Source organism: Microbulbifer variabilis, from assembly GCF_023716485.1.
Lineage (GTDB): Bacteria > Pseudomonadota > Gammaproteobacteria > Pseudomonadales > Cellvibrionaceae > Microbulbifer > Microbulbifer variabilis_B.
In genome coordinates this window covers 3,462,104-3,480,992 of record NZ_CP092418.1, presented here as the reverse complement: position 1 = coordinate 3,480,992, position 18,889 = coordinate 3,462,104, and the positions used below count along the sequence as shown (strand labels likewise).

26 protein-coding genes are annotated in these 18,889 nt (G+C 44.0%); 24 read left to right on the top strand and 2 right to left on the bottom strand.

Annotated features, from left to right (window positions below; genetic code table 11):
* Positions 1 to 274: 274 nt before the first annotated feature.
* Together prmB and aroC are read left to right on the top strand one after the other, a co-directional pair.
* Entirely contained in the window at positions 275 to 1,198 is a 924-nt protein-coding gene (gene prmB / locus MJO52_RS15495) for a 50S ribosomal protein L3 N(5)-glutamine methyltransferase (protein WP_252082841.1), read from the top strand.
* 177 nt (positions 1,199 to 1,375) lie between these two features.
* A complete protein-coding gene (gene aroC, locus MJO52_RS15490) occupies positions 1,376 to 2,452 on the top strand; it encodes a chorismate synthase (RefSeq protein WP_252082840.1) in 1,077 nt (358 codons plus the stop codon).
* A 59-nt stretch (positions 2,453 to 2,511) separates the two neighbouring features.
* On the opposite strand, the gene MJO52_RS15485 is transcribed toward aroC, so the two are convergent.
* Positions 2,512 to 3,591: an integron integrase gene (locus MJO52_RS15485; protein ID WP_252082838.1), complete on the bottom strand. Its 1,080-nt coding sequence runs from the start codon at positions 3,589 to 3,591 to the stop codon at positions 2,512 to 2,514.
* Positions 3,592 to 3,916: 325 nt separating this feature from the next.
* Between MJO52_RS15485 and MJO52_RS15480 the strand changes: the two genes are divergently transcribed.
* From MJO52_RS15480 to MJO52_RS15450, 7 genes are all read left to right on the top strand, one after another.
* On the top strand, positions 3,917 to 4,378 hold the full coding sequence (locus MJO52_RS15480) for a hypothetical protein (protein ID WP_252082836.1): 462 nt from the start codon (positions 3,917 to 3,919) through the stop codon (positions 4,376 to 4,378).
* Between the two features lie 129 nt (positions 4,379 to 4,507).
* The gene (locus tag MJO52_RS15475; protein ID WP_252082835.1) at positions 4,508 to 5,044 is read left to right on the top strand and encodes a hypothetical protein; all 537 of its coding nucleotides are present in this window, start codon (positions 4,508 to 4,510) and stop codon (positions 5,042 to 5,044) included.
* Between the two features lie 133 nt (positions 5,045 to 5,177).
* On the top strand, positions 5,178 to 5,465 hold the full coding sequence (locus tag MJO52_RS15470; RefSeq protein ID WP_252082833.1) for a DUF7716 domain-containing protein: 288 nt from the start codon (positions 5,178 to 5,180) through the stop codon (positions 5,463 to 5,465).
* Between the two features lie 90 nt (positions 5,466 to 5,555).
* A complete protein-coding gene (locus MJO52_RS15465; RefSeq protein ID WP_252082831.1) occupies positions 5,556 to 6,032 on the top strand; it encodes a DUF4275 family protein in 477 nt (158 codons plus the stop codon).
* A gap of 109 nt (positions 6,033 to 6,141) precedes the next feature.
* Positions 6,142 to 6,546 carry a hypothetical protein gene (locus MJO52_RS15460; RefSeq protein ID WP_252082827.1) on the top strand — a complete coding sequence of 135 codons (405 nt, stop codon included), beginning with the start codon at positions 6,142 to 6,144 and terminating at the stop codon, positions 6,544 to 6,546.
* 111 nt (positions 6,547 to 6,657) lie between these two features.
* The gene (locus tag MJO52_RS15455; RefSeq protein WP_252082826.1) at positions 6,658 to 7,053 is read left to right on the top strand and encodes a ribonuclease E inhibitor RraB; all 396 of its coding nucleotides are present in this window, start codon (positions 6,658 to 6,660) and stop codon (positions 7,051 to 7,053) included.
* Between the two features lie 134 nt (positions 7,054 to 7,187).
* Positions 7,188 to 7,490: a DUF2004 domain-containing protein gene (locus MJO52_RS15450; RefSeq protein WP_252082824.1), complete on the top strand. Its 303-nt coding sequence runs from the start codon at positions 7,188 to 7,190 to the stop codon at positions 7,488 to 7,490.
* A 41-nt stretch (positions 7,491 to 7,531) separates the two neighbouring features.
* On the opposite strand, the gene MJO52_RS15445 is transcribed toward MJO52_RS15450, so the two are convergent.
* On the bottom strand, positions 7,532 to 8,473 hold the full coding sequence (locus tag MJO52_RS15445) for an IS110 family transposase (protein ID WP_252082793.1): 942 nt from the start codon (positions 8,471 to 8,473) through the stop codon (positions 7,532 to 7,534).
* A gap of 371 nt (positions 8,474 to 8,844) precedes the next feature.
* Here MJO52_RS15445 and MJO52_RS15440 point away from each other — a divergent pair, with 371 nt between their 5' ends.
* The 15 genes from MJO52_RS15440 (at position 8,845) to MJO52_RS15370 (ending at position 18,849) form a co-directional block, all read left to right on the top strand.
* A complete protein-coding gene (locus MJO52_RS15440) occupies positions 8,845 to 9,234 on the top strand; it encodes a DUF6678 family protein (RefSeq protein ID WP_252082822.1) in 390 nt (129 codons plus the stop codon).
* 200 nt (positions 9,235 to 9,434) lie between these two features.
* Positions 9,435 to 12,050: an AAA family ATPase gene (locus MJO52_RS15435; RefSeq protein WP_252082820.1), complete on the top strand. Its 2,616-nt coding sequence runs from the start codon at positions 9,435 to 9,437 to the stop codon at positions 12,048 to 12,050.
* 595 nt (positions 12,051 to 12,645) lie between these two features.
* Positions 12,646 to 12,999, top strand: a complete 354-nt coding sequence (locus MJO52_RS15430) for a hypothetical protein (protein WP_252082818.1) — start codon at positions 12,646 to 12,648, stop codon at positions 12,997 to 12,999.
* 21 nt (positions 13,000 to 13,020) lie between these two features.
* On the top strand, positions 13,021 to 13,296 hold the full coding sequence (locus tag MJO52_RS15425; RefSeq protein WP_252082817.1) for a hypothetical protein: 276 nt from the start codon (positions 13,021 to 13,023) through the stop codon (positions 13,294 to 13,296).
* Between the two features lie 62 nt (positions 13,297 to 13,358).
* A complete protein-coding gene (locus MJO52_RS15420) occupies positions 13,359 to 13,715 on the top strand; it encodes a DUF6508 domain-containing protein (RefSeq protein ID WP_252082815.1) in 357 nt (118 codons plus the stop codon).
* 144 nt (positions 13,716 to 13,859) lie between these two features.
* Positions 13,860 to 14,207 (top strand): hypothetical protein, encoded by a 348-nt coding sequence (locus MJO52_RS15415; RefSeq protein WP_252082814.1) that lies wholly within the window; start codon positions 13,860 to 13,862, stop codon positions 14,205 to 14,207.
* A 472-nt stretch (positions 14,208 to 14,679) separates the two neighbouring features.
* On the top strand, positions 14,680 to 15,033 hold the full coding sequence (locus tag MJO52_RS15410; RefSeq protein WP_252082812.1) for a hypothetical protein: 354 nt from the start codon (positions 14,680 to 14,682) through the stop codon (positions 15,031 to 15,033).
* 115 nt (positions 15,034 to 15,148) lie between these two features.
* Positions 15,149 to 16,132 (top strand): hypothetical protein, encoded by a 984-nt coding sequence (locus MJO52_RS15405; RefSeq protein ID WP_252082810.1) that lies wholly within the window; start codon positions 15,149 to 15,151, stop codon positions 16,130 to 16,132.
* A 23-nt stretch (positions 16,133 to 16,155) separates the two neighbouring features.
* Positions 16,156 to 16,548, top strand: a complete 393-nt coding sequence (locus tag MJO52_RS15400; protein WP_252082808.1) for a hypothetical protein — start codon at positions 16,156 to 16,158, stop codon at positions 16,546 to 16,548.
* Positions 16,549 to 16,643: 95 nt separating this feature from the next.
* Positions 16,644 to 16,943: a hypothetical protein gene (locus MJO52_RS15395; RefSeq protein WP_252082806.1), complete on the top strand. Its 300-nt coding sequence runs from the start codon at positions 16,644 to 16,646 to the stop codon at positions 16,941 to 16,943.
* Between the two features lie 113 nt (positions 16,944 to 17,056).
* A complete protein-coding gene (locus MJO52_RS15390; RefSeq protein ID WP_252082805.1) occupies positions 17,057 to 17,344 on the top strand; it encodes a hypothetical protein in 288 nt (95 codons plus the stop codon).
* A gap of 95 nt (positions 17,345 to 17,439) precedes the next feature.
* The gene (locus MJO52_RS15385) at positions 17,440 to 17,844 is read left to right on the top strand and encodes a hypothetical protein (protein ID WP_252082804.1); all 405 of its coding nucleotides are present in this window, start codon (positions 17,440 to 17,442) and stop codon (positions 17,842 to 17,844) included.
* 203 nt (positions 17,845 to 18,047) lie between these two features.
* Positions 18,048 to 18,227 (top strand): hypothetical protein, encoded by a 180-nt coding sequence (locus tag MJO52_RS15380; protein ID WP_252082802.1) that lies wholly within the window; start codon positions 18,048 to 18,050, stop codon positions 18,225 to 18,227.
* 4 nt (positions 18,228 to 18,231) lie between these two features.
* A complete protein-coding gene (locus MJO52_RS15375; RefSeq protein WP_252082800.1) occupies positions 18,232 to 18,522 on the top strand; it encodes a hypothetical protein in 291 nt (96 codons plus the stop codon).
* A gap of 153 nt (positions 18,523 to 18,675) precedes the next feature.
* Positions 18,676 to 18,849: a hypothetical protein gene (locus MJO52_RS15370; RefSeq protein ID WP_252082798.1), complete on the top strand. Its 174-nt coding sequence runs from the start codon at positions 18,676 to 18,678 to the stop codon at positions 18,847 to 18,849.
* Positions 18,850 to 18,889 lie beyond the last annotated feature (40 nt).

The window sequence follows — 18,889 nt, the reverse complement described above, 5'->3', positions numbered from 1 at the left end:
GCCTATTGGTACCAATTTGATCGCTACTGTCGGGGCCATTGCGAGCTTGGGGAGGCAAAAGGAGTGAATCCACATAAACGACCGATAATGCAGTTGGGTGAAAAATAGCCTAGGCCCTTCGGGTTACAGCTGTTAAACCGTCACTCGTCGCTTATTTGGAACAACCAAACTACACTCCTCGTGCCTTGATTGGCGCTTCTATAGCCACAGCAGAGGCTAGTTAATGAGTGGCAATAGGCCTTGATGAGATACATAGCACTTAAGGATAGATTCAATGATAGAAAGGCGTGAATCCAGCCTGCATGAGCTGACCACGGTTTTGGACTATATCCGCTGGGGAGCCAGCCGTTTTAGCGAAGCGGGCCTTTGGTATGGTCACGGCACGGACAATGCCTGGGACGAGGCGGTACTGCTGGTAACCCACGCACTGCACCTGCCGCCCTATAGTAAGCAGGAAATCCTGCATGCACGTTTGACCATGGAGGAGAGAAGGGACGTACTTACTCTCCTAGAGCGGCGCTTTATCGAGCGTTTGCCAGCGGCTTATCTGACCAATGAAGCGCATTTTTGCGATATGACTTTTTATGTGGATGAGCGGGTGTTGGTGCCGCGTTCCCCTATAGGTGAAATGATCCGCCACAATTTTGAGCCTTGGCTCAATGTAGAACCGTTGGCAATCCTCGACCTCTGTTGTGGCAGTGGCTGTATCGGCCTCGCCTGTGCAGAGGCCTTCCCTGGAGCGAGAGTCGACCTGAGTGATATTTCTGAAGGCGCTATTGAAGTAGCACAGCTGAATATTAATCGCCACCAGCTCAACGAGCGTGTGCGCGCAGTGCAGTCGGATCTTTTCAGTAGTTTGCAAGGCATGAGTTACGAGTTGATCGTGTGTAACCCTCCCTATGTGGATGCCCGCGACCTGGCAGAGATGCCGCAAGAATACCTGGCCGAGCCGGAGATTGCCTTGGGTTCCGGTGACGATGGTCTTGATTTTACCCGCCGTTTGCTGCGTGAGGCCGCCAATCACCTGCAGCCAGAAGGCTTACTGGTCTGTGAGGTGGGCAACAGCTGGGAAGCTCTGGAACAGGCTTTCCCGGAAGTGCCATTTATGTGGCCCGAATTTGAGGATGGTGGCCACGGTGTGTTTGTGATTAGTCGCGAAGAGCTGCTCGCCTACCAAAGCCACTTTGAAAAAGAGTAATTCTTTTTCTGAACCCGGCAAAAGCTATTGCCGGGTTCTCTGATAAAGCCACATAGCTGCAGCAATTGTGCTTTTTACCTTGAACGCCGCGCGCGGCGGCTAGATCCTTTATAATGCGCGGCTCTGCATAAAGCCAACCGCTGTTAATTTATCAACTGTTATCTGGAAAAGTCGCATATGTCGGGCAATACCTTTGGCAAGCTGTTTTGCGTCACCACCTTTGGCGAGAGCCATGGTCCAGCCTTGGGCTGTATCGTCGATGGCTGCCCCCCGGGGTTGGAGATCAGTGAAGAGGAGATCCAGCTGGAGCTGGACCGCCGAAAGCCGGGTACTTCTCGCTATACCACACAGCGCCGTGAACCGGATCAAGTGAAAATTCTATCCGGTGTGTTTGAAGGAAAAACTACCGGTACTCCTATTGGCCTGTTGATTGAAAATACGGATCAGCGCTCTAAAGACTATGGCAATATCGCTGAGCAGGTACGTCCGGCGCACGCCGATTACACCTACTGGCAAAAATACGGTATTCGTGACTACCGCGGTGGAGGTCGCTCTTCTGCAAGGGAGACCGCCATGCGTGTTGCGGCCGGGGCTATCGCCAAGAAATGGCTTAAGCAGAAGTATGGTATTGAAGTACGCGGTTACCTGTCCCAGCTGGGACCAATTAAAGTGCAAAAACTGGATTGGGAGCAGGTCGAGCAGAATCCATTCTTTTGCCCGGATGCTGAACGAGTACCCGAGATGGAAGCTTATATGCAAGCCTTGATTAAAGAGGGTAACTCCATCGGTGCAAGGATCTCAGTACACGCCAGCGGCGTCCCTGCAGGGCTGGGCGAGCCGATTTTTGATCGCCTGGATGCAGACCTGGCCCACGGCCTGATGAGTATCAACGCGGTGAAAGGGGTGGAGATTGGAGCCGGCTTTGATTGTGTGGAGCAAAAGGGCACCGAGCATCGCGATGAAATTACTCCCGAGGAGGGTTTCCTCTCCAATAATGCCGGTGGCATCCTCGGTGGTATTTCCAGTGGCCAGGATATCGTTGCCCATATTGCCCTGAAACCCACTTCCAGCTTGCGTATCCCCGGCCGGAGTATTGATCGCTCAGGCAATGCTATTGAGGTGGTTACCAAAGGTCGCCACGATCCCTGCGTAGGTATCCGCGCAACGCCAATTGCTGAAGCAATGATGGCTCTTGTTTTGATCGACCATGCTCTGCGCCACCGAGCTCAGAATGGTGACGTAACACCGGGATAATTTGATCGGCCTTCTTCTATTGCGATACCGGCGAAAGCCGGTATTCGGTATCCTCGCTGCTAAGATGCAGCCAATAAGTTAAGCCCCTGTACTTCCCCTACTTTACTCCCAACAAAATAGTTAGCTCCAGCCTCCTCAATTTTATTAATGTTGCGCAGTCGATCTGAGGGGCTTAAAACGCCTTTATTTCCCCGATTTACGACATGGGTATAAATTTCAGTAGTACTAACATCCGAATGCCCTAGCAGTTCCTGAATCGTACGCAAGTCATAACCTGCTTCGAGCAAGTGAGTCGCAAAACTATGGCGAAATGCATGGCAACGAGCCGGTTTGTTGACTCCCGTTAGCTTGACAGCTATACGAACCTGGCGCGCTAAAGTTGTTGCGTGAATATGGTGCCTTCTGTTTTCACCGGAGCGAGGACATTGGCCGATGGTGCTGGAAGGGAAAAGGTATTGCCAGGCGAGTTGTCGGCTTGCACTTGGATACTTTCTTTCCAAAGCGTTAGGTAAATAAACCGAACCAAAACCGGCCAAAAGATCTTGTTGGTGCAATAGGGAAACAGTCTTTATTTGCCTATGTAACTGCACTATTAGCCCGTTAGGTAATATTGTAGTGCGATCCTTATCCCCTTTGCCACCTCGAACAAAAATATTATTGCTGTCGAAGTCTATATCCTTTATACGTAAAGAAAGCAGTTCGGCACTGCGAAGGCCGCTACCGTACATTAGCTCAGCTTGTAATCTGTAAGTGCCTTCAAGATGATCCAAAATTGCTGATATTTCTCTACGGCTATAAACCACAGGCAAGTACTTTTGTTGTTTTGCCAGTTTAAAGTCCAATGCTTGAATATCCCTACCTAAGAATCTCTTGTACAGATATATCAAAGCGTTCAGAGCTATTCGCTGTGTATTTGCGGAGCAAAGACCTTGAACTGCAAGGTTAGAGAGAAACGTCTCAATCTCAACAGCTCCCATATCAGCAGGGTGCTTCTTTTTATTGAAATGAATGAAGCGTTTAACCCAATGCGTGTAAGTTTGTTCTGTTCGATACGACAGTCCTTGTTTTCGAATATGAAATCGCAGATTGTCCATAAAGCGTTCAGGCTTACTTGGAATTTTATGGCGAATGTCATCCATGATATTGGCCTTTATCTGTTTTTATATACAGTATTTACTATTTTATTCTGCTGTCAATATCAGAATTCAAGAAAAGCTCCTCCTATTTCTGGGGATGACGATCTATATCTTTGATTTTTATGGAGAAGGTAATGTTATAAAGAGCAGAAAAAGCAGATAGATATATAGCGTCTGCTATATATCTATCTGTTGAAAATTATGCCAAAGATCTTAACTTTTTGATATTATTAGGTTTTTGAGATTATCTTGAAAGAAATGAGTAGAATTATATAGAAGGGTGATATAAAGACGCTTCTTTTTAATTAACTGTTATAGCAATCGAGATATGAACATAGAACCAGGTGTCGGCATAGGTGAAATTAAATACGGAATCTTTGAAAAAGATTTGATCCGCATCCTCGGTAATCCCGATAGGATAGAGAAAGGCGAGTATGTCGAAGGCAGTGGTGATTGGCATAGGGTTTTGTGGTATTCCCACAAAAATCTAAGTTTTACCTTTGATAAGGAAGACGATTATCGACTTGGCGTTATTACGGTTATGGGCTCTGGCTATCCTCTGTTTGGGAAAGATCTTTTTAACTTACCTAAAAATACTGTGAGAGACTTTATAACTAAAGTTACAAATGAAATTCCAAAGTTTGAAGATCATTCATTTGATAGTGATCCGCATGAATGCCTAGATCACAATAGTTTAGGCATTATATTTTGGTTTGATTCGGGAGATCTATCAGAAATGCAGTGTAGTTATCTATTTGAAACTGATAATGAGACGGTTAAATGGCCGTGAAGCTATAACAAGGCAGTGCACTTGACGCTAACCTGCTGCTTTTTTTTGTGCATTACGCTACGCTCCATTCTTACACAACAAAAATCATCAGGTCAGCGTAGGTGACCTAGGCGTTAGGGCAATTGGTAGATGAACGTATTTAAGAGGTTAGAAGAGCTCAGTAATGATGGTAGCTTCTACCTGAAGGCCTTTGATTTGAGTTTTCAACCATTTGAAGTAGAAAGTGATCTTTCTATCTTTAGTGCTCTAGCTACTGAGCTTGAAACCGAACATGCAGGTTATGAAACTCTGCTACTTGATGTGAATTGGCGTTCGCACTTAATTGCATGTATGTGCCTCATTGTCTCGGAGAATAAGTCGCACCTGGAAGAGCTAAAGAACCGCTTCAAAAATGGTAGTATGGTTAGCCCACAAATTGCTGTTGCAATGGCTCGCCTTCATTTCAGGGAAATGATGGACTTTTTTCCCAGCTATATAAATGGCGGGCATGGGCCGGAGTCTTCTACCCAGATAGGGGCGGCACTAGTACTCTTGCAATCGATGTTCGTGCGTGAATTCACGTTTCCAAAATCACAGCTGAACATCGAGCGTTTCTACTTAGGGCTGTCGGTTGCACAGCATCATTCTGGGTTTTGGCTTAAGCATAGAGGCAGTGCCCGGGGTTAGCCCTAACAAAGCGCTGCAAGGCGACGTCTTACTTTGTGCACTTTATACGCAGTCGCTTTGCTCCTATTTTCGCGCATAAAGCGCCCAAAGTAAGCCGCCTCTGAGCGCGGCGTTAACCCTCTTGAGTCCGAAGATGAAAGGTGTTCTAAAAGAGATCATTGACAACGTAGAGTCCCTAGAATGGGATCATGATTTATACGTTGCAGAAGGCGAGTTGTCACTCGATAGCCCGGCAGCTGTAATCGAGGACGATGGAGTTAGCGAAACATTTGAGGGGTTGCAGTATTTTCTGTCAGTCCAAGATGTTCAGTCTGCTGTAGAGAATCTGCGTACCCAAATAAGCAATCCAAACTCTGGTCAGGTTCTGGAGGCCATTAAGCACTATCACGCTTATGATGCCTTCATCCAGTTCCAGGGTTAACAAGTCAATGAACTACGCCCCTTCGGCGCCCGACAGCTTATACTCCGCTTCGCTGCGTTCCAGCTGCGGGTTATTGAAGCGTTAGGCAAAATGGAACTTATGCACGCTGAATTTGATATTAAGCCAGACTTAGTTTTAAAGGTTTTATCTCTCGAGGAAACTGAGTTGATTCGGCAGCAGTGGATAGATACTTTCTGCAAGAATAGAAAGGGTATCTCCATTAAAAATTATAAGTGGCATATCTTCAGCACGGAAGCGTACCCATCTGTATCAGGTAGTTCGGCAGAAGAAGTATATTTATCTCAGCAGGCGCCAGAGTTCATCGTTCTGTCCGAGCATCATGAATCAGCAATAATTACATCGGAGCTGCCTATAGAGTGCAGTAGCTCTGATTACTACGTATTCCCAAAGAACTTGGCTTGGACCATGGCATCCACCCATGAAAATGGTTGGCTGGGGCCGTATTTTGCTGAACATGCTCAGTATGAGAAACTAAACAAAATCAACCTTGCCGGTATCGCTAAGGCAAAGGCTATAGCCGAAGCCAAGAGTAAAGGCTGGTGCTAGCTATGGCGGCTGGTTTGTTATTAATCAGGTCAAAATGCCTAACAATCACAGGCACGGCGACCAAATACTCGCTCGCATTTGGCTCGTGCTGTAAGCGTTAGGAGTACCAATGAAATTTATTTCAATGCTAGTAATTCTTCTAGTCTGGCCATGTTTCTTGATTGCCGAAGAGGATATGTCACCTGAAGAGTACTTCATTAACGGTACAAATTTATTAAAGCCAAACTCAGGATCGTTCAACCCTGAAAAGGGATTGCGATATATGCTATTGGCCGCAGATGGGAAATATGAGCATGCACCATTTGGTTTGTGTGTAGCACTTTCTATTGAGAGGGCAATCCTCGACTTGGAACATGCGTATGCCTGGTGTTATGTCGCAGGAAAAATTGGCAATAAATACTCTGATCAAGCAAATAGGCGCTTGATCAAGGTAGGTGAGAATATTAAACAAAGAGGTGGTGCAGAGGCCTTGGAAAAAGCTAGAAAACGAGCTTTAGCAACCTATGGCGTGTAGCCCACTCCTAACAAGTTTAGGCAGCATCGCCCCTTTGGGGCTGGACCTCCGTTTCGGCGCTTCGCGCCTGCACTGTGGCCGCTGCTAAAGGCGTTAAATTACGAGTCAACTATGAGAAAGATTGTATTCACGATATTTATTTCAATTTTTTCATCGCTTGGTATTTCGGAAGAATTTCGGCCAAATACAGAGGGGAATAGAGAGGTGCTAAGTTCTTTGCAAAAGGCTGGTTCAAATCTGAGTAAACTACATCCGGTCGAACATCATTTCTATTGCTCCACCTATGATTGTCTGGCTTTTATTGCAGGAACAGGAAAATCTCTGGGGTATGAAATTAGAAATATTGGAAAAGGTGAGCATGAGGGAGCCGAGTACTTCTACGGTGATCTAGTTAAAGAAACTCTACTGAGCTTAGAGAAAATTGACCAGGAAAACGTAATCATGCTCAAAATCGCAGAAGATGCCGGAGCAGAGTACGATGGTTGGGGAACCCCAGTGGTCAGATAATTTAACAAGGTGCGGCAGACTGACGTCTTACTTTGCGCACTTTTTGCGCAGTCGCTGCGACTCCTATTTTTGCGCAAAAAATCCACAGAGTAAGCCGCCGCTGCGCACGGCGTTAGGTGTAAAAGTAGTATCAAATGAACAATGAAAAAAAGGCCCTTGAGGGCATCAAGCAATCTTCAGGCACTGAGCAAGGTGAGTACGGTATTGATGAGTTTGTCTCCCATCACTTGGAAGAGTTACCACCAAGTTATTGGGAAGAGCATATCGGTACGTCTAAGCCCACAAATGACGATGTAATAGGCTTGCTTGTCTTGCGTAGTAAATGGGACGAAGAGGAAGTCTATGATTTCACTCTCCCTAACGAAGTCACAGACTACGTAGTTAGCGTTTCTTTTGATGAAGACGGTGTTATCGAAAGTATTTCTATGGAGAGCTAGTAATTACACCTAACAAGTGACTATGGTCCTTTGTCAAGTATTTAAGCCATTTTCTCATCCCAGTAAGTGTTGTTTTTTACCATCGTATTTAGAATGGTAAGTTGCTTCCTCATACATGCGATAAGGGCTACTTTCTTTGGTTTACCAGCAGCGACCAGGCGCTCATACATTGGCTTTAATTTAGGGTGGCATTGTATTGCCGACATCATAGAAACAAACAAAACCGTGCGTACACGATGTCGCCCACCTCGAATATAGCGCTTACCCTGGAAGCTGCCGCTATCACGATTCATCGGGGCGATACCCACAAGTGCCGCAATCTCTTTGCGGTTCAACTTGCCCAGCTCAGGAAGTTCGCTCATTAGCGTGTAAGCCAGTACATTGCCAACTCCTTTAGCACTTAATAAGAGATCGCGTTTTTGTCGCCACTCGGCAACACTGTTAACAAGTTTATCAAGTTGCTTATCGACCCCTTCAAGCTCTTTCTTGATGGCTTTTAAGATAGCCTGAATGGGCTTGTGAACAGATTTGGGCATTCTCTTGAGGCGATTCTTTTGCATTGTGCTCATTTCTAAGCACTGGTTCCTGACCGTCAGTAAATCACTAATATTTCTAAGTTTTTCTGGTTTGATTGATGACAATCTTGGCTTCATTGCTTCACCAAAATGTGCGATATCAATTGCATCTAGCTTATCTGTTTTGGCGAGTCGCCCCGCTGACTTTGCAAAGTTTCTTACTTGTAAAGGATTGCAAACAACTATCGGCAGTCCCGCTTTATAAGCAGCACAGACGAATTCTAATTCTAGTCTTCCTGTGGACTCGATTAATACTCTTTGCGGTTTAAGCGGTTGTAGTTGTTTAATGGCGTCTTTAATACCCTCTTTGTTATTGGTAACACTAAAGAACTGGCCATTAGGTCTCACATATATATCGAGTTGTTTACTGCTGGTATCGATACCGACATTGATCTCTTGAGGTTCCATAAGATAAGCTATCTCCGCCTTGCTATTCGGGCTCGAGGCCCACATGACTATTCGAGTTATGCCTAGTGAGTGTCTGTCACGTTCATACTTGTTAACGGTCTTTATGAACCGGCGCAGCAACGAACTGTGACAAACAAGGCCTTCGGTGGCCGCCGAAGGTGGGTCTCAATTTACCCGTTAGCGAAAAGGATTTTCAACATCAGAATTGGACAAGAACAACCATACAAGCGCAAGCAAGTTGCTACGGCCCTTTGGGCCTCCGCGGGACGCCCAACGCTATGCATCTTTTGTGCTGGTCGTTGCACTCCCATTTTTGCACAAAAGCTGCATAGCATTAGCCGCCCCTGTTGCGGGCGTTATACGATCGAAATATGAACGAGAAGCTCCTTAAGATTATCAATGAACGTCAGTTGGTCTCTGCAATGAACAAAACCAAGTGGCGTGAAGTTTGCGAGGACCTTGAAAAGCTTCATTCTTCATATATCTGTGTTCGCTATAAACTAATTACGTCAGATGAGATTTTTGGCTTTAGTCCAGTTTGGTGGGATCAATTATTCGAATATGCTTCAGCAATAGAATGGCTTGATTTCAACCCTATTGTAAGTGAGTATCGAGGTCGTCTCATATCAGATAAAAAAACTGATAGGTCTGCGGAGATACTAAGTATCTTAAAGAGACACAGTATTAAATATTCAAATCAGGAATCATACTTTCGAGTTTGGGGATACTTAAACCCAGGAGCTTGCCCTGAATTCGTATAACAAAGCTATTCACCGGAACAGCAGTCCTTCGTTGCAATTTATGCACTACGCTGCCGCTTCGTTAACATAAATTACAACTACAGCCCGCTGTCCAGTGATAGCGGCGTTATATGCTCGCTGCAATATTTAAGGCTTGTATTAAATTTAGAATGATTACTGAATTTTTAAGGTGATTATTATTGTAAAAATAAGGATGTTACATGATCCATGCTGAGTACTTAAGATTTTTACAAACTCTCAATGAAGGCACTGTTACCGACGATGAGCGTAAATTAGCCAATCTTATTGTTCAAAACCTAGACGATTTGATACCTCTTGGAACCCATCAAGGCCAGCGAATTAGAGCCGTCGTTCAGCTCGCTCAAAATAATTGGAATAATTTGAGCGCAGAGATTCAACCGTTATCAGAAGATCTAGCTGTTGATAACTCACCCATAACTCAGCTTAAAAGTTTATCAGTAGGCCCATTTCGTGGCTTTTCTAGGGAAGAGCATTTCGACCTTAGCAGTAACTTAGTTCTAATTTATGGCCCAAATGGAACAGGTAAATCAAGTTTTTGCGAGGCTCTCGAGTATTCACTTTTGGGAAATGTTGCAGAGGCAGAGAGCAAGCGTTTTAGAGACCAGCAAAGATATTTGAGAAACGCGTATGTAGATAGCTTTAGCGCTCCAAAGCTTCTTGGGCTAAATGCAGAAGGTCAGGAAATTCCTGTTATTTCAGATGACGCTCTTTATCGATTTTGTTTTGTTGAGAAAAATAGAATTGATAACTTTTCAAGGATTGCAGCCCAAGTTCCAGCTAAGCAAACAGAGTTAATATCAACACTTTTTGGTCTGGACTCTTTTACTGAGTTTGTACGAAAATTTACGGCTGAAATAGATCCAAGATATATTGACCTTGTGGGCCAAAAAGCAACATTATTGGCTCAAAAGCGCCAGGCACTTGATGGAGCCAAGCAGCAATTAAAGACTAATAACGCTGAATTAGTAAGAATTAGTACTGATGAGCAAGCCTTAGCTAGCAATTACCGCGAAGGCTCAGACTTTAACCAAGTGGTTCTAGAATTACTTGGGGGTGATGAAAGTGTTGGGCTAATTTCTCAGATAGAGTCTGAATTACAGCAGCCTTTACCTATCAAATCTTCATTGAGTCTGGCTAAATTGGACGATTTAGGCGGTAAGGTCGCTAATCATCTAAATGAAGTTGCATCCATTCGTCAGGAGTTAGCAAGCGCCAGTCAGCAATTATCATACAAAAACCTTTATGATGCTGTTACTCAAGTGCAACAAAGCAGTCCAAATAACTGTCCTGCCTGCAAAACTCCGCTTAACCGAGTCGCAGTAAACCCATTTATTCACTCAAGTGAAGAGTTAAAAAAACTTCAGCATTTGGCCGAGCGGCAACAATTGCTTCAACAATTAGAGCAAACAACAAATCAAGAATTACTTTTATTAACTCAAATAGTAAATACTTGTTGTAGTCGATTTTATAAGAATGTGCTTACGTATTATCAAGTATCGCCCAATCTTCAAGAAAATATTGAATGGTGGAATAGATTACAGCAACCATCTCAGGATGGTTACACTGTATGGCAACACCTACGATCACAAGTTCAGCAACTCGAGGGCGCAGACAAAGAAGTTGCCCAAGCTACTCAATTACGTGCAACGAAACAAACAGAACTAAATCGATTGCGTGAATTTTCACGCAATATTACCGTACTTCAAACCCAAAGACAGACAGCCAGTCAAGCAATTCAAGCTGCTCAGAGAACAATCGCTAACTTCGATGTTGAAAATGCTCAGTTGATTGCAGATGTTCAAGCTGAAATAGCTAGCATTCAAAGAAATCAAACCATTTCGAGAGCTTATACAAAGTTAGTTGCACGCCTTAATTTTTATAAGGATGCACTTCCTGCACAACTTGTAGCTGATTTAGGGGAGAAGGTTGTTCAACTTTACAATTCATTTAATCGTAATGATTTGCCTTCAGAACTTCTAGCGAAAGTTCAGCTCCCCTTGGCTCAAAATCAACGACTAGAGATATCATTTCAAAATAATCCAGACCAGTTCTATGACCCATTACACGTGCTTAGCGAAGGACATATTCGTTGTATTGGACTAGCGATTCTTCTTTCAAAGAACCTTAAAGAAAATTGTCCAGTGCTAATTTTTGATGATCCTGTGAATGCGATTGACGACGATCATAGAGAGTCAATAAGACGTACCCTATTTGAAGATCAGTACTTTTCAGAAAAGCAAATTATATTAACTTGCCATGGCGAAGAGTTCTTCAAGGATATTCATAATCTGCTACCAGCACAATCTGCTGCTCAGTCTCAATCGCTGGCTTTTTTGCCTAAGCTAGATGAATCTCATATACGTGTGGATTTTAACTGTGCGCCTCGAAACTACATCATTGCTGCTAGAGAGCACTTTGACAGAAATGAAGTTAGAGAAGCTCTATCAAAATCACGAAAAGCAATGGAGTCATTGACTAAGGGAAAAGTATGGCGTTATGTAAGCAAATTTGGGGATGGAAACTTGAGTTTAAAGTTACGAAGCCATAACGCTCCAATAGAACTGAGAAATCTGTCTGAACAACTTAAAGCTAAAATTGGGAAGGCTAATTTTTCCGACCCAGATAAGAGTAAAATATTTGATCCTCTTAACTCATTAGTTGGAATGAGCGGTGATTCACGCGAATGGCGATATTTAAATAAAGGCACGCACGAAGAAAATGACCGAGCAGAGTTTGATAGAAATACTGTGTCTACGATTATCCTTGCTCTAGAAAGCCTAGACCAAGCGCTATAGAATCATACTATGACAGAATTAAAATCTGCATATAACAAGGCAATGCAATCTGACTCCGCAAACTGTCACTTGTTTTGCCATAAAACCGGCAAAACAACCGCCAGCTTGCTACGCAGTTGATTGCGGCGTTATAAGTCATGATGAGAAAATGCCCAAAATGTAAAGAGAAAACTGTAAAGGTAAAGATGTTATCTTTCTCAAGTAGAATGTATTGTGAGAAATGCTTTTTCCAGTATGAATATGCAGCCTTATCTAAGAGGGTGATAGCGTTCGGATGGGCGTTTATACCTATTCTTGCTATTTACCTGGGATTGAGGTTTCAAAGTTTACTGGTTTTTGGCTCCTTACTACTAGCGGGTCCGTTTTTAGCTGAGTTTGTTTTTGCAAAATACTGCCCACTAAAGCCAGTTAGTGCTAGGGCGTTACGGAAGAAACATCGTGGCAAAAACTTATAACAAACTGCGGCACAATCGCCCGCAAAAAGCGCGGGCTGGACTCGCTACACTACGTTTCGCTCGCCTGTGCGCAGAGCGTTAAATGTCATATGAATATGATCGGCAAATACACAGTACTAGTAGTCACTATGGTGAGTGTAATGTTGTGCTCGTCACTTTACTTTCGCCCGTCAGGCCTGTTCGATTTGCCGCGCTATTTGGACATCTTCCTAAATATTAAGAGTTATTTTGCTCAAGGACTACTTTCAGGGATGGTGGGTTTGGTTCTTGCTAAGAAGTTAGGGATTTCTAAGTACGCTGTCTTTACTTTAGGTCTCGCTATTTCTGTTGTGCTTTTGGCCTTAAATAGTCTAAGAATTCAATCTATGGATTTTTATCATGCGCAATTTGTAGCATTGCCACTGATTGGTGGTATTGCAGGCGGAATTACAATAGCCGAATATGTGCAACATTTAACAAGTTTAGGCACCCGACGCCTGCGGCGCTGGTGCTAAAAGCGTTAACTTCGAAATACGATGAAATATATATCTGGCGAATCAGTAGAGCTATACGACATTGTCGAAAGCAATGAGGGTGGAACTTGGGTTCAAGCTACAGTCGTTTTTATTGCTGATACAAAGAAAGCAGCTAAAGAATGCCAGTGGCTTTTGGATGAAACACCTGAGTGGGCAGAGGATTCGATTGCTATCCGCTGGAATTACTCTCAAGAACTAGAAGACATCGATGATAGATTATTGTTCACCGATACAGAAAATGACGATGAACTTAGGTTTATCAGAAGACAAAGTTAACAAGTCAAAGCACACGGACCTTCGGCCTGGCGGCCTCGGCCAGTGTTTGAGGCGTTATGCACATGAGAACTGAAGCATTGAATATTGAAAGTATAGAGAATTTATTGTCATGCTATCAGTTGGCGATTTGGGCGCTTCCAAAAGTAACTCGTCATGAAGGATATCCTTATTATCCAGATGAGATCTCTGATTTTATGAATCTTTTAGAGCGCCCGCCTTGGGTAGCATATGAGTATCAGCCAAAGAAAATTAGAAGTATTTTAGATTCGATAGATCGAGCTACATTTGAAGAAGTCAGGTGGGCTTTAACTGCAGCAGCGAGAGCAGAAAGATTTTGTGAGGGTTCCTGGGAGCTAACACTCAGAAATAGGCTTCTAGATCCAGTCCTTAAGCGACTTCAAGACCTGCATCATGCATAACAAAGCCGGGCAGAATACTCCGGGCCTTCGGCCCTCCGTGGGGCAGCTTACCTTGTGCACAAGGCAAGCTGCCCCTGCCGGTGGCGTTATGCGTAAATTATGATTTGTGAGAAATGTAAGAAAAAATTTAACCCAGGCGTTTCCTTGGGTGAATCTCGAACCATGTTTGGTGTCTGCGAAGACTGTGGAACCAAACTAAAATATGAAGAAGTTCCTGAAGGTTTTTTATATGGTGCTGTCATGGCAGTGGCTAGTACGCCTTTCATATTCTTTGCGCTTTTTGAGTGGGTGTTGCTTCTCCAGATGGGGGCCTTTATTGCTTTGTTAAGTTATGGTGTGTATTACATGACTAAGAAATTTGGCGGCGTCACTTATCATTACTCTTTAAAGGAATTCGAGAAGAACAATATCTTTTTAAAATTTTTATCTTTTTTGGTGGGTGTGACAGTCGTACTTTTCTTTAGCATGTTGTTGTTGAAGCTTAGTGTGTAGTATACGCATAACAAGTGCCGGCACAATCGCGCACTTCGTGCGCTGGACTCGCAACAAGTTGCTCGCCTGTGCGGCAGGCGTTATTGTGGCGGTCATTTTTTAGGTAGTTTGAAGTTGCTGCAAGCACTAATCTCTTCCTGAGCACATTTCTCCAGAGAGTTTTCCTGCGAGTTGGCACCGCAGTTCCGTTCAAGTGCCTCCGTTTTAAGCCAACAAGTTCTGAAAGCTAGCAGCAGCATTGTGGAGTGCCAGTCAGTTAGTTAACTGGTGGGGAAAGTATGGTATTTTTCCCAGTAAATTTATTGGGCAGTGGCCAGCCAAAGGTGGCTGGCAAAGAGCAAGTAGGTTGTTCAGAGCGCGCCAGCTATAACTAGGCCAGGCAAGCTCGCCCAGCCGGAGGCTGGGCTGGACAGCCTACGCTCTGCTTCGGCTGCCCTTGCTGGCAACGTTATGCACCTGCGAGCCCAAAGTAATGTTCGATAAAGAAGACTACTATTTTCGAGTTCGGTATAGAAAACTTAATACGCATTGTAAGCTTTCGAACGCTCTTCGTAGTGATTTGAAATTCGAATCTGATGCGGGAAACAGATATGTCTTTGCGCTTTATCCAGAATTCGAAACACTGTCTGAAGAAAACATCGTAGGGGGCGAGAGGGAAGCCCTGGATGAAGGTACGGCCATTATTAGAAAGCCAATCTACGAGGATAAGGGTGGTTACTTCGACATGATTCGTGAAAGAGTCAAAATAGGCAAAAGAGCATATTTGGTGGGTGGCTCGCATAAAGTTGCTGAGCTTGAAATTGTCGAAATCATCAACGAGTTATAAATGCATAACAAAGCCAAGCACGAACGCCAGCAAAGCTGGCTGGACCTACATTCCGCAGCTTCGCTGCTACATTTCGGCCCGTGTTGGCGGCGTTAGCACTCAGTATGGAGCAAGGATGAATATCGCAATTGTATTAAACACCATCGCATTGATAGCATCTCTATTATGGCTTGCTTTCGAGCCAGGGTTTGAGCCATTTATTGTTGCGATTACAGCTATTTTGACGCTGATAGGGCTTTCGATTAAGTCATCTAAATCTAATAAAAAAGAAATTGTAGTTGAAAGTGACTATCAAAAAAGCGTAGACGCTGAATCTAATGTCAAAAAGCCTACTGAAGTTGAGTTAGTCGCCTCTAGATTTAGAGAATCACTAGAGCTAATGAATGAAGGAAACTTGTATTCTCCGTTCACGATTGCAAAGCTTGCTCAATTAATGAAGCTACATAAAATCGGTGAGCTTGAGAGGGTGTTCAATGCGGAAGAGGAGCCTTCATTTGAGTTTATTACCCATTTCTGTAATACGTTTGGAATAAGTAAGAACTGGTTAATTCACGGCCAAGGAACACCCTATAGCAATCCAGAACAAACAAACTTTGACCCTCTCGAATATTATTCGGAGATAGAGAAAGAAAATCCAAATAGAATCTATTTCATCATGAATAACTCCGAAGTCGGGGAGGTTTTTATCCTGCTAGAACTATCGGATTTTAAATACAAGATATTACAAAGAACTTGGCATGTTAGTAGTCATGTTGGCGGTGGTGGGCGCCGCCAGATATATGGCCTTTATAAATTAATAAGAAAGCTTAAGAAAAATGATCACAGCTTAAAATGTGGTGGCCGTATACTAGAGCCAGAGGTATTTGAAAAACTACTCTCTGGCAGGGTTTTTCCTGAATCTGTACTGTCAAGACCCTCATTTGAAAACCCTTGGTGGGATGACTTTACTGATGTCTATGGAAAGTACCCGATTTCTTCAAACTACGAGGAATGGTATGGAAAAGGGTTCTCATATGCACAATCAGTGGTGAGAGAAAAGCTAGAGGCTGAAAGTGCTAACAAGTCAATTCAGCAGATCGCTAACGCGGCAGCTGATTGAGGCGTTAGCTGTACGAGAGTGTCATGCGAAGAAAGCAATTTCTTACAGAATTCCTAGGTGCTCTCGGCGCCAAAGAAATTCAATGGCAGAAGGAGACGGATACAAGTATCTCTGGAGTAGTTATTTACGAAATTGATGACCCAGAAGAGGTTCAAGAGTTCATCTGGTACGTACAAGAGTCAGAAGTACCGCCTGAAAATGTTAGAAAGCTAGTTGAGCTTCTGAATGAGAAGAACCTGTTGAGTATTGATAAAATTAGTATTTCTAGGAAAGAACTAAGAAGTTTATATAGTAAAAAGCAGGGGCGAATTGTATCGGAGGATGAGTTCATATCTATTTTAGAAGCTCTGGTTTCAATTGAGGTTCCAATGGTAGATGAAGGAAGAGAAACAGATGTTTACTTCATCCATGAGTAACACAGCTAACAAGTGGCGGCACAATCGCCACACTTCGTGTGGCTGGATAAAGCACTGCGCGCTTTGCCTGTGCGCCAGGCGTTATGAATAAAACTATGTCTAATCTCAAAGACCGCCGATGGCGTCGAAAAGGCCTCGATAGAAAAATCGAGACTCCTTCATGGGGGGAGCTTGCTTTTGGGAAAAAGCTTTTCAATTTGCGGCATATGTTACTAGCTGTATTTACTAGTGGCTTCATATCTTTTGCAATGCTATATCAGCTTATAACCTATGGGCATTGGGAGGCCAAAGGAGCTAAAGTAGATGGTGCCGTGGGCTATGGTGTTGCCTTTTTCCTTCTAGTAATTTTCATAGCCCTACTTATTGCAACTATTAAAGACTGGCGGAGAGGCTAATGCATAACAAAAAGCAGCACGATTGCCCACAAAATATGTGGGCTGGACGGCCTACGCTTTGCTTCGGCCGCCCGTGTGCTAGGCGTTATGAGTCAATCACGTAGTCTTAGACAATGAAAAGTTACCTTGTAAAATGGATTTTTGCTTCGCTCGTTGTTCCAACATTAGTTGCATTGTTTGAGCCCCTAATCAGAGCAAATGAACTACAGCAGCTTGTTTTGTTATTTTGGCCAAGCTCCTTGGTATTAATGTCTCTCGGTGCTAACCCTGAGCCAATCTCCGATGTAGTTTATGCTTGGGTTATCGCACTATCGTTAAATATACTTTTCTATGTCATTATCGGGCTAGCCATCAAGGCAGTAGTCAATATTAAAAAGTGCACAGATGCAGAAAACTCATAACAAAGCCAAGCACGCTCGCCAGCAAAGCTGGCTGGACCTACATTCCGCAGCCTCGCTACTGCATTTTGGCCCGTGTTGGCGGCGTTAAATGTCATATGAATATGATCGGTAAATACACAGTACTAGTGGTCACTATGGTGAGTGTAATGTTGTGCTCGTCACTTTACTTTCGCCCGCCAGGCCTGTTCGATTTGCCGCGCTATTTGGACATCTTCCTAAATATTAAGAGTTATTTTGCTCAAGGACTACTTTCAGGGATGGTGGGTTTGGTTCTTGCTAAGAAGTTAGGGATTTCTAAGTACGCTGTCTTTACTTTAGGTCTCGCTATTTCTGTTGTGCTTTTGGCCTTAAATAGTCTAAGAATTCAATCTATGGATTTTTATCATGCGCAATTTGTAGCATTGCCACTGATTGGTGGTATTGCAGGCGGAATTACAATAGCCGAATATGTGCAACATTTAACAAGTTTAGGCACCCGACGCCTGCGGCGCTGGTGCTAAAAGCGTTATTGTGGCGGTCAATTTTTAGATAGTTTGTAGTTGCTGCAAGTAACAATCTCTACCTGAACACTCTCCTCCAGAGAGTTTACCTGCAAGCTGGCACCGTAGTTTCGTTCAAGTGCCTTCGTTTTAAGCCAGTAAACCCTGCAAGTCAGTTGCACCATTGTGGAGCGCCAATCAGCTAGTTAACTGGTGGGGAAAGTATGGTATTTTTCCCTGTAAATTTATCGGGCAGTGGCCAGCCAAAGTTGGCTGGCAAAGAGCAAGTAGGTCGTTCAGTGCGCGCCAGCTATAACCAGGCCAGGCAAGATCGCCCAGCCGGTGGCTGGGCTGGACAGCCTACGCTCCGCTTCGGCTGCCCTTGCTGGCAACGTTATAAGTAAGAGTATGGGCAAGAAATTACCTCCAGAAGAACTAGAGCTCTACAAAGCCATAGATGAAATTTTATGGCGTGACTGGGACCCTATTGGTGTAAATGAGATGCCAGAAGCTCGCGACGAGTATCAGAGTTATCTGCCACATATTTTTCGTCTTGCGGTCGAGGGCAAAGATGCCAAGCATATATCCTCGTCACTAGTAGCAACAATAGAGGGCAATATTGGTTTGGGTGCTAGCAAAGAGCATTGCCATAGAGTTGCAAGCAAAATTGTCAGTGCTAAAAATGAAATCATTGGGTAGTGTCACTTATAACAAGGCCAAGCCGCAACGCGTACTACGTGCGCTGGACAGCTTTTTCGCGGCTTCGCCGCTCCAAACCTGCCGCTGTTGGTAGCGTTAGCACACACTCGGGTCCTGTAATTTTCAAGGGAATAGAAATTTTAGGAAGAACGCATGATTAAGATTAAGCCCTTTCTGGTCGCTGTCATTAGCACGCTGTTATTGATTTTAATTTATATTGTTTCTGCATATTCCGCCGAATCAAAGGTGAAGGATATCGGTAGAAATATGGGGCTTGTGCCGTTGGCGTTGGAAAGAGTGGAAATGTCAGTATCGCGTGGTTTTTGAGCGAAGATAAAGGCGAGGTCTTCGTATGCCATTGGGTACC

Excerpts from the sequence above, each read along its gene's own strand:
- prmB (WP_252082841.1), top strand. The coding sequence starts at position 275 with ATGATAGAAAGGCGTGAATCCAGCCTGCATGAGCTGACCACGGTTTTG.
- aroC (WP_252082840.1), top strand. The coding sequence starts at position 1,376 with ATGTCGGGCAATACCTTTGGCAAGCTGTTTTGCGTCACCACCTTTGGC.
- MJO52_RS15485 (WP_252082838.1), bottom strand. The coding sequence starts at position 3,591 with ATGGATGACATTCGCCATAAAATTCCAAGTAAGCCTGAACGCTTTATG.
- MJO52_RS15480 (WP_252082836.1), top strand. The coding sequence starts at position 3,917 with ATGAACATAGAACCAGGTGTCGGCATAGGTGAAATTAAATACGGAATC.
- MJO52_RS15475 (WP_252082835.1), top strand. The coding sequence starts at position 4,508 with ATGAACGTATTTAAGAGGTTAGAAGAGCTCAGTAATGATGGTAGCTTC.
- MJO52_RS15470 (WP_252082833.1), top strand. The coding sequence starts at position 5,178 with ATGAAAGGTGTTCTAAAAGAGATCATTGACAACGTAGAGTCCCTAGAA.
- MJO52_RS15465 (WP_252082831.1), top strand. The coding sequence starts at position 5,556 with ATGGAACTTATGCACGCTGAATTTGATATTAAGCCAGACTTAGTTTTA.
- MJO52_RS15460 (WP_252082827.1), top strand. The coding sequence starts at position 6,142 with ATGAAATTTATTTCAATGCTAGTAATTCTTCTAGTCTGGCCATGTTTC.
- MJO52_RS15455 (WP_252082826.1), top strand. The coding sequence starts at position 6,658 with ATGAGAAAGATTGTATTCACGATATTTATTTCAATTTTTTCATCGCTT.
- MJO52_RS15450 (WP_252082824.1), top strand. The coding sequence starts at position 7,188 with ATGAACAATGAAAAAAAGGCCCTTGAGGGCATCAAGCAATCTTCAGGC.
- MJO52_RS15445 (WP_252082793.1), bottom strand. The coding sequence starts at position 8,473 with ATGGAACCTCAAGAGATCAATGTCGGTATCGATACCAGCAGTAAACAA.
- MJO52_RS15440 (WP_252082822.1), top strand. The coding sequence starts at position 8,845 with ATGAACGAGAAGCTCCTTAAGATTATCAATGAACGTCAGTTGGTCTCT.
- MJO52_RS15435 (WP_252082820.1), top strand. The coding sequence starts at position 9,435 with ATGATCCATGCTGAGTACTTAAGATTTTTACAAACTCTCAATGAAGGC.
- MJO52_RS15430 (WP_252082818.1), top strand. The coding sequence starts at position 12,646 with ATGTTGTGCTCGTCACTTTACTTTCGCCCGTCAGGCCTGTTCGATTTG.
- MJO52_RS15425 (WP_252082817.1), top strand. The coding sequence starts at position 13,021 with ATGAAATATATATCTGGCGAATCAGTAGAGCTATACGACATTGTCGAA.
- MJO52_RS15420 (WP_252082815.1), top strand. The coding sequence starts at position 13,359 with ATGAGAACTGAAGCATTGAATATTGAAAGTATAGAGAATTTATTGTCA.
- MJO52_RS15410 (WP_252082812.1), top strand. The coding sequence starts at position 14,680 with ATGTTCGATAAAGAAGACTACTATTTTCGAGTTCGGTATAGAAAACTT.
- MJO52_RS15405 (WP_252082810.1), top strand. The coding sequence starts at position 15,149 with ATGAATATCGCAATTGTATTAAACACCATCGCATTGATAGCATCTCTA.
- MJO52_RS15400 (WP_252082808.1), top strand. The coding sequence starts at position 16,156 with ATGCGAAGAAAGCAATTTCTTACAGAATTCCTAGGTGCTCTCGGCGCC.
- MJO52_RS15395 (WP_252082806.1), top strand. The coding sequence starts at position 16,644 with ATGTCTAATCTCAAAGACCGCCGATGGCGTCGAAAAGGCCTCGATAGA.
- MJO52_RS15390 (WP_252082805.1), top strand. The coding sequence starts at position 17,057 with ATGAAAAGTTACCTTGTAAAATGGATTTTTGCTTCGCTCGTTGTTCCA.
- MJO52_RS15385 (WP_252082804.1), top strand. The coding sequence starts at position 17,440 with ATGAATATGATCGGTAAATACACAGTACTAGTGGTCACTATGGTGAGT.
- MJO52_RS15380 (WP_252082802.1), top strand. The coding sequence starts at position 18,048 with ATGGTATTTTTCCCTGTAAATTTATCGGGCAGTGGCCAGCCAAAGTTG.
- MJO52_RS15375 (WP_252082800.1), top strand. The coding sequence starts at position 18,232 with ATGGGCAAGAAATTACCTCCAGAAGAACTAGAGCTCTACAAAGCCATA.
- MJO52_RS15370 (WP_252082798.1), top strand. The coding sequence starts at position 18,676 with ATGATTAAGATTAAGCCCTTTCTGGTCGCTGTCATTAGCACGCTGTTA.